At 49.1% G+C, this 12,783-nt stretch carries 13 protein-coding genes and 1 other annotated feature; of the genes, 5 read left to right on the top strand and 8 right to left on the bottom strand.

What is annotated here, in order from left to right:
* Positions 1 to 559: 559 nt before the first annotated feature.
* The 8 genes from QP794_RS16100 to QP794_RS16070 form a co-directional block, all read right to left on the bottom strand.
* A complete protein-coding gene (locus QP794_RS16100) occupies positions 560 to 2,116 on the bottom strand; it encodes a 2-isopropylmalate synthase (RefSeq protein ID WP_285078021.1) in 1,557 nt (518 codons plus the stop codon).
* A 212-nt stretch (positions 2,117 to 2,328) separates the two neighbouring features.
* Positions 2,329 to 2,672 (bottom strand) — a binding site (T-box leader).
* A 35-nt stretch (positions 2,673 to 2,707) separates the two neighbouring features.
* A complete protein-coding gene (locus tag QP794_RS33330; protein ID WP_483311914.1) occupies positions 2,708 to 2,839 on the bottom strand; it encodes a hypothetical protein in 132 nt (43 codons plus the stop codon).
* A 533-nt stretch (positions 2,840 to 3,372) separates the two neighbouring features.
* Positions 3,373 to 4,428, bottom strand: a complete 1,056-nt coding sequence (tsaD, locus tag QP794_RS16095; RefSeq protein ID WP_285078048.1) for a tRNA (adenosine(37)-N6)-threonylcarbamoyltransferase complex transferase subunit TsaD — start codon at positions 4,426 to 4,428, stop codon at positions 3,373 to 3,375.
* Entirely contained in the window at positions 4,425 to 4,946 is a 522-nt protein-coding gene (rimI, locus tag QP794_RS16090; RefSeq protein WP_079350912.1) for a ribosomal protein S18-alanine N-acetyltransferase, read from the bottom strand. Before rimI ends, tsaD begins: the two co-directional genes overlap by 4 nt.
* A 239-nt stretch (positions 4,947 to 5,185) precedes the next feature.
* On the bottom strand, positions 5,186 to 6,034 hold the full coding sequence (gene tsaB / locus QP794_RS16085) for a tRNA (adenosine(37)-N6)-threonylcarbamoyltransferase complex dimerization subunit type 1 TsaB (RefSeq protein ID WP_285078047.1): 849 nt from the start codon (positions 6,032 to 6,034) through the stop codon (positions 5,186 to 5,188).
* Between the two features lie 2 nt (positions 6,035 to 6,036).
* The gene (tsaE, locus tag QP794_RS16080; RefSeq protein WP_094938027.1) at positions 6,037 to 6,519 is read right to left on the bottom strand and encodes a tRNA (adenosine(37)-N6)-threonylcarbamoyltransferase complex ATPase subunit type 1 TsaE; all 483 of its coding nucleotides are present in this window, start codon (positions 6,517 to 6,519) and stop codon (positions 6,037 to 6,039) included.
* 196 nt (positions 6,520 to 6,715) lie between these two features.
* Complete coding sequence (locus QP794_RS16075) at positions 6,716 to 6,892, bottom strand: H-type small acid-soluble spore protein (protein ID WP_024632867.1); 177 nt, start codon at positions 6,890 to 6,892, stop codon at positions 6,716 to 6,718.
* Between the two features lie 5 nt (positions 6,893 to 6,897).
* On the bottom strand, positions 6,898 to 7,194 hold the full coding sequence (locus tag QP794_RS16070) for a hypothetical protein (protein WP_079350913.1): 297 nt from the start codon (positions 7,192 to 7,194) through the stop codon (positions 6,898 to 6,900).
* Positions 7,195 to 7,388: 194 nt separating this feature from the next.
* Between QP794_RS16070 and ku the strand changes: the two genes are divergently transcribed.
* The 5 genes from ku to ligD all read left to right on the top strand — a co-directional run bounded on the left by ku (position 7,389) and on the right by ligD (position 12,757).
* Entirely contained in the window at positions 7,389 to 8,300 is a 912-nt protein-coding gene (gene ku / locus QP794_RS16065; protein WP_285078020.1) for a non-homologous end joining protein Ku, read from the top strand.
* A 269-nt stretch (positions 8,301 to 8,569) separates the two neighbouring features.
* Positions 8,570 to 9,439 (top strand): VOC family protein, encoded by an 870-nt coding sequence (locus QP794_RS16060; RefSeq protein ID WP_285078019.1) that lies wholly within the window; start codon positions 8,570 to 8,572, stop codon positions 9,437 to 9,439.
* 210 nt (positions 9,440 to 9,649) lie between these two features.
* Entirely contained in the window at positions 9,650 to 10,747 is a 1,098-nt protein-coding gene (locus tag QP794_RS16055) for a GerAB/ArcD/ProY family transporter (protein WP_285078018.1), read from the top strand.
* A gap of 68 nt (positions 10,748 to 10,815) precedes the next feature.
* A complete protein-coding gene (locus tag QP794_RS16050; protein WP_285078016.1) occupies positions 10,816 to 11,781 on the top strand; it encodes an ATP-dependent DNA ligase in 966 nt (321 codons plus the stop codon).
* An 85-nt stretch (positions 11,782 to 11,866) separates the two neighbouring features.
* A complete protein-coding gene (gene ligD / locus QP794_RS16045) occupies positions 11,867 to 12,757 on the top strand; it encodes a non-homologous end-joining DNA ligase (RefSeq protein ID WP_285078015.1) in 891 nt (296 codons plus the stop codon).
* The last annotated feature ends 26 nt before the right edge of the window (positions 12,758 to 12,783 follow it).

Genomic DNA, 12,783 nt, shown 5'->3' with positions numbered 1-12,783 from the left:
TCCCCTCCAAGTGTCACTTGAACCCTCATGATAACATGAAGGTTTTTTCAAGTGTCTACTTAAAGGGGATAATACCATAGATGGGGTCAGCTTTTTTTGTTGATTATAATGGGAGAGATTTGACAAGGGTGTTTTCATATTTGTCAAATCCACTCGAAATCCGAAAAATATTTTTCCACTCAGCACCATCATATTTATCCACAAAAAAGCAAGATAGCCAGCAATCGACTCTATTTAATTGGACGGCGGTAGAATAGCTTATTTTGCACACAAACCATATTTATCCACCGAGTTATACACATTATCCACAACTTTGTGGATATATATAAGACATTCTATCCCCTAATGCTTTTTATTTTCGAAAACATTACTGGTTTGACTTTGGTGCAGTTACCCACAATTTGCACTGGATATGTGGATAACTATACTCACATCTTGACAAACGTAATCATCGATTCCCTTTTTATCTCCTATAAAAGGACAAAAGCAGACCTCTGTATTCAAGGCCTGCCTTTGGTCTGCTTGTGATCACAAATTTATGTGATTTGCTGAAGTACTATTATGCGTGCACAGGTTCATCACTATCGGAAGACTCTGCCTTCAATCCGGCAGCATTACAAGCTGCGACATACGCCAGACCCGCAGCCATGACAATATCATTGTGAGTGGCTGTCCCTCTGAATTCACGTCCTGCACGTTCCACGGTAACCGCCGCTTCCGCACTCGCTGCCTCTCCTCCGCTCAGCGCGTGCATCTCCATATCGACAAACGTAATATCGTCCGAAATACTTTGGCCAATCGCACGAATGGTTGCATCTACCGGACCACCACCAACCGCAGAATAGGAATGCTCCCCTGCGCTCGTACGAATACGAACTGCTGCCATTCGATCGGTCATGCTGCCTGCGGTGACCTGCAACTCAACCAGCTCATAATCCTGTGCAGGGATATTCATAGTTTGGCTAACCATCTGCAATAACTGATCATCACTGACCACTTTTTGTTGATCGGCAGTTTCTTTAAATACCTCATACAGTTGTTCCATCTGCTGCTCATCCGGTTCGAAACCATATTTGCGGACCCGATCTTTCAAAGCGTGACGACCGGAATGTTTGCCCAGAATAATCATGCTGCGTGGAATCCCCAGTGCTTCCGGGTCCATAATCTCATACGTACTCCGGTTCTTGAGCAGACCATCCTGATGAATACCAGACTCATGCTGGAAAGCATTACGTCCCACCACCGGTTTGTTGTAGGCAATCGGGAAATGCATGGCACGGCTAATCTGACGGGATGTCTCATACATCTGGTTCAGTTTGATATTGGTCGTTGCGCCAATCGCGTCTCCCCGTGTCTCCAGAGCCATAATCAGCTCCTCCAGTGCACAGTTGCCCGTCCGTTCTCCCACACCGTTAATGGTTACTTCAATCTGGGAAGCACCGTTGGCAATGGCAGCCAGACTGTTAGCAACCGCAAGCCCCAAGTCATTATGACAGTGTGCGCTGTAGCGAACCTTGTCTCCGCCCCTTGCACCCTCACGTACATGACGGAACATCTCTCCATATTCATGCGGCAGTGCGTACCCGACGGTATCTGGCAAGTTGATAATACTTGCTCCCGCTTCAATTGCCACTTCAACCATCTCGATCAGATCATCCATCTTCGTACGAGCCGCATCCATGGCGGTGAATTCCACAATATCCATGAACTGACGTGCATAGGAGACCATCTCCCGCGCGGTAGCCACCACTTCACTGCGCGGACGGCGCAGTTGATGCTCAATATGAATGTCCGAAGAGGAGATAAACAGGTGAATTCGGCGGCGGGCTGCGTCAGCCGTTGCTCGAACGGCTGCATCTATATCCCCTTTGACCGCACGCGCAAATCCGCAAATCTCCACATTTTGCAGTTGTTTGGAAATCGCCTGAACCGCCGCGAACTCACCTGGACTTGAGATCGGGAATCCAGGCTCGATGACGTCAATGCCCAGAGAAGCCAACTGATGTGCCAGTTCAATTTTTTGCTCAGGCTGCAGACTCGCTCCCGGTGCTTGTTCTCCATCGCGCAGTGTTGTATCAAAAATCTCTATCATGCGTTTGTTATTGTTCGTTGTCATATCCATCAACCTCCATCAAATTTGAATGATTATTCGTTATTGGGGATCAGAACGAGGCGTTCATTTCCCGTTTTCTATATTTATTCATTTCGCAATCCATGCAAGTGTGCACGTCGACTTGCACACCTGGCGTATTTTCTTTTAACCGTGATTATTGATTCCCATCGCCCACCCTGCTGCCGGCAGCAAACACAAATAACCCGCCATCTCATCTAAGAGACGGCGGGTTATTATCCCTCCGCGGTACCACTCTTGCTTGATAGTCCAGGCTTGCGCCAGGCACCATCCACCTCGTCGTCTCCGGGCATATCAGTTGTCTCTGTGTACATGCAACACGAACAACCAACAGCCGGAGAAACACCCTGTAACGGGGGTTAGCCGTTGCTGTGTACCACATGCCCTTTCGTCCTCAAGGACAATGGGGTGAGACATCGGTCTCCATGCTTCCACAGCTCCGTTCCCGGGCGAGATTCGAACGATTCCAGCTGCTGCGTCGCACCACCCCGCAGCTCTCTGTGCGCTTTATCGTTTTACTGCTCCCGTTCATTACATTTATGATATGTGATCATGAACCCATCACCATTTTGAAAATCAAAAAAAGCCTGCCATCTCCTGCAATATTGCAAGAGACGACAGGCTGTTCACCTTCGCGGTACCACTCTTGTTGACTTTCATTTCCTTCGAGCTGATCCTGTATGCGTCCATACCGTTATCATTGCCCAAAGTGACAAAAGCCCCCTCAGTTATTGTTGATTTTCTACCGATATGTCATCCGTATTCCATCAACAACGGCCCTTTCACGGAGGCAACCCGTAACCATGTACTTTGGGCCATCATCGGCCTTCGGCTTCTCCCGGGGAGTTACCGTGTTCCATCGTTCCGCTTCCAGGTGAGTTTCAGGTTTCCTTCGACTGCGTTGCACCACCCCGCAGCTCTCTATGACCGGGAATTACCCTACTGTTCCTGTTCATTGCGTTTTCAGTTCAGGAATCTATATAAGTCAACAAATGAGTATTTACACTGGCGCTCCGATGACAGAACAACCTTCCGATCGCTGTTATCCCCAGATTTCTTTGATTCCCTTCTCTAAAAGGGAAAATCCGGTGATAAAGGCGAACACTTCGCTTCTCCAGGTTATTTCTGTCCTCTCCGCTATCGTGTAAATGTTTAGTTGAACATATCGAATTCCTGTTTTAATTTGTAATTAATATACAGTCTTCACATGAGGCTGTCAAGTCTGATATACATGAATTATTCTATACCGATTGAACTGACCATGCCTCAAGCGAAAGTCCAGGATCTGCTTTGGCATCGAATTCCGAGATTTCTCCCCGCTGCCATTTCAAATATGCCGCAGCTCCAATCATCGCTGCATTGTCGGTGCAATATTCCATCGGCGGGATCAGCAATTCGAGCCCTTCCTTCGCACAACGCTCCTGCAAAGCTGAACGCAATCCCCGGTTTGCCGCAACGCCACCGCATAACAGCAATTGACGTGATCCATACTCACGGACAGCCCTTACCGCTTTCTCTACCAGCACTTCAACAACAGCTTCCTGAAAGCCCCTTGCCACAGCAGATGGTTCAAGCGTTTCTCCACGCATTTTGGCTTGATTCAACACATTCAGTACAGCAGATTTCAAGCCGCTAAGGCTGAAATCATACGAATCCGCTTCAAGCCAGACGCGCGGCAAAGGTACCGCCTGCTCGGCTTCAGCAGCCATCCGGTCCACATGCGGTCCTCCCGGGTAGGGACACCCCAGCGCACGCGCCACTTTGTCATAAGCCTCGCCTACCGCATCATCACGCGTACGCCCGATCAGTTTAAACTTGCCTTCGGATTCCATATGCACGAGCTCTGTATGACCACCCGAAACAACCAATGCCATCGCTGGATATTGCAGCTCATGGGTAAGTCTGTTGGCATAGATATGTCCTGCAATATGATGTGTACCAATAAGCGGTTTGCCAAGCGCCATGGCCATCGTTTTCGCTGCCACGATACCGACCAGCAATGCACCGACCAGACCAGGCCCTTGCGTGACGGCGATCGCGCTCAGATCGCGGGGACGAATGCCCGATTGCTCAATAGCCTGCTCCAACATCAATGTAATGACTTCAACGTGTTTACGCGAAGCCACTTCAGGCACAACGCCGCCAAATGCCTTATGTGTCTCGATCTGACTGGAGATCAGATTGGACAGCACTTCCCGTCCATCCTTGACTACCGCAACGGATGTTTCATCACAGCTTGTCTCCACGGCCAATATATAAGATGGTTCCGAACTTAGCTTTTCCTTGAAATCATTCATGAATCCGTTACGCTTCCTTCCTCTTCGCCGCTTCGGTCTGCGGGCGGCAAATTCGCCCACATAATCATCGCATCCTCCCCATTGTCGGAGTAATAGCCTTTGCGAAGACCCGCCGATTCAAACCCTTTTTTCTGATACAAGCTCTGGGCAATCCGATTCGAAACCCTGACTTCCAGGGTCATTCGTTCCATCCCGAGATAAGCCGCTGTTCTCATCAATTCGTCCAGCAGCTTCTCGCCCAGCTTGCGTCCACGATAGGCTTCCCTGACCGCAATATTGGTAATGTGGGCTTCATCCATGATCGTCCACATGCCGGCATAGCCGATCGCCGTTCCTTCCAATTCCATGACCATATATTTTGCAAAATGATTGTGTGTCAATTCATTCTGAAACGCTTCTTCCGTCCAAGGCAGGGTGAAGGCTTCATGTTCAATAATCATTACATCGGGAATATCATCCAGAGTCATGAACCTGAACTGAAACGCTGCTTCCTGCTCTTCTTTCTCCACGTTGTCCATCTGCTTCCCCTCCCCTTTTAGTACGTGTTCAAAAAGACCGGTTTTCAGTACCGAGAAGATGGGATGAAGCTAGAAATGGAGTAGCGGAGCGTAGGGAAAACTACGTGAGCAACTACAATGTTTCCGAAGGAAACATTGTTCGCAAGCATCCGCTTATTTCGGCTGAATTCCATATTCGATGCTGATGATGCCACTAGGCATACTTCGTAATCAAAAGCGGACTTTTTGAACAACCTCTTTTAGCCTTTGCGCAGCAGGTTGGCTTCCGCTTCGGCCAGCTGGGTATAATTGGGCACCAGTGCATGCACGTCATCTCGCTGACCTGCAAGCAGCGCCTCGGCGCCTAAGCGCCCAACCCAACGGCCTTCCAGCTCATAGGGCACGAGCTGGAGCGCCGTTCCTGCGGGGCAGCAAAGCTCAGCCGCTGCTGCCGCATGCGGGCCCGTCTCGCCGACAATCCAGACGGCAGCGGGCCGCTCTTCCTGCGCCGCCTCCGCCATGCGGGCGGCGAGGGCTTCCAGCCATCCGTCCACCAGACGGATGGCATCTGGCGCGAGCCGCCGGGGCGCAGCGCTCCCGGCGGAGGCAAACAGCGCGGTATAGGCTTGACCGCGCCGTGCATCCACAAGCGGAACGATCCAGTGGACTGGGGCGGCACCTGTGCCGCCCTGGTCCGCGGATGGCGTTCCGCCAGCCCCGGCTGCGGCATCCTCTGCCGCAGCTTCGGCCTTGGCGGCGAGGCCGCTGTGCCAGCCGCCCCAGGCCAGAGCCTGAAGGCTGGACACCCCGGCAACGGGGATGTCCCATGCCCAGGCCAGCGTCTTCGCCGCGGTCACCGCAATGCGGATGCCCGTGTACGAGCCTGGGCCAATGCCGACGGCAATGCCGTCCAGCTGTCCCGGCTGCGTGCCGCTGGCTTCCAGCAGCTGCTCCATCACAGGCACCACGTGCACCGAATGGTTGCGTTCTGCCCGTTCATTGCGTTCTTCCAGAAGGGCGTTACCTTCCATAACTGAGGCTGCCATCACCGCAGTCGACGTATCCAACGCCAAAAACCGCTGGCGCGGCTTTTTTTGTAAATCTTCCATCATCATTTGACTCCATTCTGTCTGAACTGTTGGCACATGGCAGCATACGTCTCACCATACCCATCCAGCGTAATCGTTCGATCCTCCGGACCTGTCGTCTCGATCTGCACATGCAAGTGTTCTTGCGGCAGCAATTCGGGAATAATGCTGGACCATTCCACCAGACTGACTCCGGCTCCATAGAAATACTCATCCAGTCCAAGCTCGTCCGCTTCTTCCAGTGATATGCGATACACATCCATGTGATACAAGGGCAGACGCCCTTCATATTCCTTAATCAGTGTAAACGTGGGGCTGTTGACCACATCACGTACACCCAAATGCCAGGCAAACTTCTGTGAAAATGCTGTTTTGCCCGCGCCCAGATCACCGTCCAGTGCAATCACCATGCCGGCGTTTGCCTGTTCAGCGAGTGCGGACGCGAGTACTTCTGTATCTGCAATGCCATGGGAGTGAAACACCCACTGCTCGTGCGTCTGATTCAATATACGCCCCACCTTTGGCGGTCCATCCGCCTGAGTTCACTTTGAACCTTATTATATCGGTCCCATTCTTCCCCCGCAACATCGAAGGATCAGAAGAAGGATAGAAGCCAAGCCAAACATTCACACGAACGACAAATAAACCGGTCCCTGACGGCACCGGCCTTTCTTGGACATCCCGCAGCACGTCCTTTTGCTTCTATTCTTCCAAACGATCTACACGAACGGTCTGGGTATTTCCCGGTCTGCTTCCTACTTGTACCGTTGCCATGCCGTTGGCTTCATCCACATTTTCGATCCAGACCGGATCTCCCTCCAACGTAACAGCAATCGTATCCTTTGATTCAAAAATAGCTTTGGCGCGTTGCACATCCATCATGATTATTCATACTCCCCTTCCGGATCTTCATGTGATTCCCGAACCATACTGTCCGTTGTACTATCACCTATATAACCGTTATCTTCCGTGACTTGTCCCCCGCCCAGGCCCTCATTCACCATCCGGTCAATATCCAGCATGAACGACTCCCGGTCCAGCGGCAGCTCTTCTGAAGTGACAGCCTCCCAGTTAACCGCTGTTGCAGGCGTATGAAAATCCTCAGATCCTTCCGACTCAGCACGAGGATACGGAGAGAACGTATGGGCGTGAGCTTCATCTTCGTCTCGTTTGTTCTTCATAGGGTACCTCCTGACGTGATAGTTAATAACTAATATCATCCTCTTTCTAACCAGCGTTTACATATGCAGATCTTAAGGATGTTTCTGTTATCATTCCCCACTCTTTCTGAAGCATACCGTTCCGGCCAAATACGGTTATCCCGCCCGTGAAATGCCCATACTAATCATAAAATGTTCTCGGAAAGGAGCCGTTCATGCATACGGTCTGGAAAGGTGCAATTAGCTTTGGTCTGGTTCATGTTCCTGTCAAAATGTTTTCGGCTACCGAAGACAAAGACATCTCCATGCGTTATATTCACAAAGTCTGCGGTAGTCCACTCGCATATGTACGCAAATGTCCTTCCTGCGACGTTGAGGTTCAATGGGAAGAAATCACCAAAGGATATGAGTATGAGAAAGGCAAATTCGTCTTGTTTGAGAAGGACGAGCTGGAGGCGTTAAATGAGTCCAGCAGTAAAACCATTACCATTCTGGACTTCGTGGATTTAACGGAGATTGATCCGATTTATTTTCAAAAAACGTATTACCTCTCCCCTGATCAGGCGGGTGGTAACGCGTATCAGCTGTTAATGACTGCTATGCGCGATACAGGCAAAATTGGCATCGCCAAAATATCCATTCGTTCCAAAAGCAGTTTGGCTGCGATTCGTGTGCTGGAAGATTGCCTCTCCATGGAAACCATTTTCTATCCGGATGAGATTCGTCCCGTTTCTCAGGTTCCAAACCTCCCAGAGGTTCTGAACGTTAATGAGAAGGAATTGACCATGGCAAAACTGCTGATTGATCAGTTATCTACTCCTTTTGAACCCGGTAAATATACAGACGACTACCGCGCCAAACTTCTGGATCTGATCAATCACAAAGTGGCAGGTGAAGAAATCAAGATCGCCCCTGCCAAACCGGAAGCCAATGTCATGGATTTGATGGCAGCGCTGCAAGCAAGTATAGAAGCTGTGAAGCCCATACCTTCCGACCCTGGAACCACCACAGCGAAACCCAAAAAACGCACTCCCAAGAAAACCTCGACACAAGCGACGGCTGGAGGAGAAACGGACACTCCTGCTCCTGCCAAAAGAAAGAAAGCTGCTCCCAAGCCCAAGGCGTAAGCGGCAAGAATTATATAGATTGATTTGTCCTCAACATCAACATTGGAGATCCGGCCCTGAAGCCGGATTTTTGTTTTGTATTTATAAACCGAAAATACAATTGACGAAAGTTGGTTTATATTTTATATTAACTTATGAAAAGTAACTTATTTATAAATGTACAGATGAGCCTCATATCTACATGAGCCAGACCTTACAATAGCTCGAATACATTGCAGAGGACAGCACCTTAACAAACCAACTAAACTTGTTTTCAGGAGGAAATCAATATGACTACTACTTATCAGATTCCTGCTACAACCCATCTGGGTGAAGTAAGTCTGCGAATCAGCAATTTGGAGCGATCCATTCAATTTTACACCGAGGTGGTCGGGCTTAAACTGCTTGAACGTAGTGAAAAAGTCGCTACGTTGACAGCCGATGGAAAGCAGTCCCTTCTGCGCCTTGAGTTGTTAACCGATGCAGTGACGATGCCTGTTCGCTCCACTTCAGGCCTGTATCATTTCGCTATTCTGCTGCCTGACCGTAAATCGCTGGGCCTTGCCCTCCGTAATCTGGCTGAATCCGGCATCGAAATTGGTCAGGGTGATCATCTGGTCAGTGAAGCATTCTATATTTCCGATCCGGATCAGAACGGAATCGAAATCTATGCAGACCGTGCCCGCGAAACCTGGAAACGGGATGCAGATAATAACTACATTATGTCAAGTGATCCTGTTGATGTAGACAGTCTGTTCGCTCTGGCCGCAAACGAGCCGTGGCAAGGCCTGCCTGCCGGAACGGTCATTGGTCATGTTCATTTCCATGTACGCAGTCTTGAAGAGTCACGTCGTTTCTATACGGGAGTGCTTGGTTTTGATATCGTTGGCAATTTCGCCAACATGTCCGCCCTGTTTGTGTCCGCAGGTGGTTATCACCATCACATCGGTTTGAACATTTGGGCTGGTGCAGATGCGCCAGTGAATCCGGACAATGCGACGGGAATTGACTACTTCACCATCATTTATGACGGAAAAGAACCATTGGAACAAGCCGTAGAACAACTGCGTCAATCGAACGCGTCAATTGAACAGCAAGGTACGGACTGGTTTACTGTAGACCCACAGAATATTCGTATTCGCTTGACTACAACAAGCTAAAACGGGAAATTCGTGACGAGAATGTTATGCGGTAAGTTGAGTATACTGATTAGCCTGGACACAAATTTTCTCGCTCCATATGGGAAATTAGTCCGGGCTTTTTTTGCTTTCTTTTTTATATTGATATGTCTTTATCCATTTCCTAATAAAATTGGTGTAATTGGTGCATCCTAACCAAATATCTAGATCGACATGCGAAGGAGATCCCACATGATTGAGAAGGGGCGTATAACCGTAAGACAACTGGGCTCCCTGATGTTCTTGTGCACAATTGGTGAACAGATTATCGTCTTTCCCTCTATGATCACCTCATATGCGCATCAGGATGCATGGTTATCCGCATTATTGGGTGTTGCTGGAGGTATGGGAGTATTGGCCATTATGCTCGTTGTATACAAACTGCAGCCTCAGATGAATTTGATTCAACATGTACTACATACTTTGGGACCCTGGATTGGGGCCTTCATCAGCTGTTTTTATTTATTCTATTTTCTAATGGGTACTTCCACTTTCATAAGAGAAATCGGGGATTTCATGACGACCCAGATCCTGCCTGACTCTCCACTCTTTATTGTTAATTTTCTCTTTGTTTGTACTCTTGTCTGGGGACTCTTTTCCGGTCTGGAACCCATAGGCAGGAGTGCCGAAGTTTTTCTTCCCCTGATTGTGGTTTTCCTGCTCATTCTGACTGTATGTCTGTTCCCACATTCACATCTGGACAACATCAAGCCCATTCTTGCTGAAGGCTTTCTAAATCCCTTTAAAGGCTTTGTCGCTGTGCTTACCTATCCTTATTGTGAATTGTGCATCTTTCTTATGCTCTTTCCTTATGCCAAAAAGGAAACTCATTGGGAAAAGGATATCCTTCTGTCAGCCATGATAGGCGGATTAATGCTCACCCTAACGCTAACCATCTGTCTGCTGGTCATGGGGCCATTTATGACGCAGCACCATTGGTTTGCAGCATTTAATCTGTCGCTGAAAATCAATATAGGCAACTTTTTGCAGCGCATTGAGGCCTTTATGGCCTCCGTCTGGATTATTGCTGTCTTTTTCAAGAGCATTCTGTTCTTCTATAGCTTTGTACTGGGAATCACTCACCTCTTCAAATTGTCCAGCTATCGTCCACTCATTTTGCCGGGTGCACTGCTCATTCTGGCCATTTCCATCGTTCTAGCTCCCAACGAGAATTTCTATCTCAAGGTTGTTATTCCGTATTGGATTGATTGGGACTTGACCTGTGGCATCGGAATTCCTTTGCTGCTCATTATGGTACATAAACTAAAGACACGGCTGCGTAAGGGTTAAACTTGCGCCAATCAACCTTGGAAGGTCAAGCTCAGGCAGATTTGAAAGAGGAAAGGAGTTTTAAGCACATGTTCAATCCCCTGGTTCCTTTTGAACCTGTATCCCGAGATGTAATCCCTACCGGGCCAAACTGGATTGCCCAAATCAAATGGGATGGGGTTCGTATGCTTGCTTACGAGGACGGACAGGGAATTCAGTTGATTAATCGCAGATTGCACAACCGAACTGCACAATATCCTGAGTTGGTCGAGCCACGCAATCTGTGCTCCGTCCCTTCTTATATTTTGGATGGAGAGATTATTGCCCTTGATCCGGATACGAGAAAACCGTCCTTTTATCACGTGCTGCGGCGAGATCGCATGAGCAGACCGGATGGCATTGCCCAAGCTGTACACCAGATTCCGGTCACTTATATGGTGTTTGATATTCTTTTTTGCGATGGGGAATGGGTCACAGATCAACCTCTTGCAGAACGTCAGCGCCTGCTGCATCAAGTTCTGAATCCTGCTCCCCATGTTCAGGAGGTGACCAACACGTCAGATCCCGACGCCCTGCTCACGGTTATGAGACAGCACCAGATGGAGGGAATTGTATGTAAAGACCTTTCCAGCACCTATGGAATCAACGGCAAGGATCAACGCTGGCAGAAGGTCAAGATTTTCCACGATCTATATGCGATGATTGGCGGGGTCACGTACCGCAGTGGTATCGTCAATGCAATCGCCGTCGGTGTATATGATGGGCCTAACTTTGTCTATATTGGTCATGTCGGCACGGGTAAACTGAACTCGGACTCCTGGCGTAAACTAACCGAAGAAGTACAACCTCTTATTCGGAAGGATAGACCATTTCACAACCTACCCGAGAGAAGCGCGGAGACGACATGGATCGAACCACAAATCGGTGTCAAAGTGCAATTCATGGAACTCACCCATCATCGAACACTACGCCATCCCAGTATCCAGGCTTTTGCTTCCGTGACCCGGGAGGAGTGCCAGGCCAGTCAGATCAGTCACCTTTTACTTGAACGATAAACCCTTTTTCCATCCGCTTGAGATAGTAAGAGGGCTTTCTCTTCCCCTTTAAAATCATACTTATTCACTACAGGAGGTGTTCCTCATGCCCCGTTCGATCAAGGGCACCATAACCATTAATGGAATGGAACTTACCGTGACCAATCCAGACAAGATGTTATGGCCCGAAGCAGGTGTAACCAAGGCCATCTATTTGCAAAAGTTGGCGGCTTTGGCTCCCTATCTGCTGACTTACACGCGAAATCGGTTGCTTACTACAATACGTTATCCCCATGGTGCAGGCGGCGAGTTTTTCTATCAGAAAAATGCTCCAGAGCCCGTTCCCGAGTTTGTACGAACCGAGGTGCATGAGGGGATACGATATGTGGTGATGAACGACCTTCCAGACCTGCTATGGCTTGGGAATTTGGCTGCTCTGGAGTTTCACCCTTCCTTGCATGCCGTAGGCAGCCATCTTCCTTGTGAGTGGATGATTGATCTCGATCCTTCCCAGGAAGAAGAACCTCGCATCATGCAGGCTGCCCTAATTGTGGGCGAAACGCTGACTTCGCTGGGTTTACGATCGGTACCAAAGACCTCTGGGGCCACAGGTGTACAGATTATTGTTCCGATTCACCAAGGTGTAACTTTCGATGAGCTAAGGGACATCGGTTATTTTGTAGGCAAATATGTCACTCAAAAACATCCGGATCTATTTACACTGGAGCGTCTTAAAAAAGACCGGGGGGACCGCATTTATTTCGATTACCTCCAGCATTACGGTGGCAAAACGCTCGCAGCTCCCTACACTCCCCGCGCCAAACCAGGCGGTACGGTGTCCACTCCACTCACATGGGATGAGGTTCGGAGCAACGTTTCGGTCAAGGATTACCACTTAATGAACATCGTGGAACGCCTGACGCAGACCGGGGACCTGATCGCAGCTCTCGAGCCCCAGCCTGTTGAACTGATCATCCAGCATTTAAAACAAAAATAGCCGGTCACACCCTCAAACCAAGGGTA

Origin of the sequence: Paenibacillus sp. UMB7766-LJ446 (assembly GCF_030226665.1) — a bacterium.
Classification (GTDB): Bacteria; Bacillota; Bacilli; order Paenibacillales; family Paenibacillaceae; genus Paenibacillus; species Paenibacillus vandeheii.
The sequence above is the reverse complement of the archived record's forward strand: the minus strand, read 5'-3'. Positions and strand labels throughout refer to the sequence as shown.

Excerpts from the sequence above, each read along its gene's own strand:
- QP794_RS16100 (WP_285078021.1), bottom strand. The coding sequence starts at position 2,116 with ATGACAACGAACAATAACAAACGCATGATAGAGATTTTTGATACAACA.
- tsaD (WP_285078048.1), bottom strand. The coding sequence starts at position 4,428 with ATGAATGATTTCAAGGAAAAGCTAAGTTCGGAACCATCTTATATATTG.
- rimI (WP_079350912.1), bottom strand. The coding sequence starts at position 4,946 with ATGGACAACGTGGAGAAAGAAGAGCAGGAAGCAGCGTTTCAGTTCAGG.
- tsaB (WP_285078047.1), bottom strand. The coding sequence starts at position 6,034 with ATGGAAGATTTACAAAAAAAGCCGCGCCAGCGGTTTTTGGCGTTGGAT.
- QP794_RS16075 (WP_024632867.1), bottom strand. The coding sequence starts at position 6,892 with ATGGATGTGCAACGCGCCAAAGCTATTTTTGAATCAAAGGATACGATT.
- QP794_RS16070 (WP_079350913.1), bottom strand. The coding sequence starts at position 7,194 with ATGAAGAACAAACGAGACGAAGATGAAGCTCACGCCCATACGTTCTCT.
- ku (WP_285078020.1), top strand. The coding sequence starts at position 7,389 with ATGCATACGGTCTGGAAAGGTGCAATTAGCTTTGGTCTGGTTCATGTT.
- QP794_RS16060 (WP_285078019.1), top strand. The coding sequence starts at position 8,570 with ATGACTACTACTTATCAGATTCCTGCTACAACCCATCTGGGTGAAGTA.
- QP794_RS16055 (WP_285078018.1), top strand. The coding sequence starts at position 9,650 with ATGATTGAGAAGGGGCGTATAACCGTAAGACAACTGGGCTCCCTGATG.
- QP794_RS16050 (WP_285078016.1), top strand. The coding sequence starts at position 10,816 with ATGTTCAATCCCCTGGTTCCTTTTGAACCTGTATCCCGAGATGTAATC.
- ligD (WP_285078015.1), top strand. The coding sequence starts at position 11,867 with ATGCCCCGTTCGATCAAGGGCACCATAACCATTAATGGAATGGAACTT.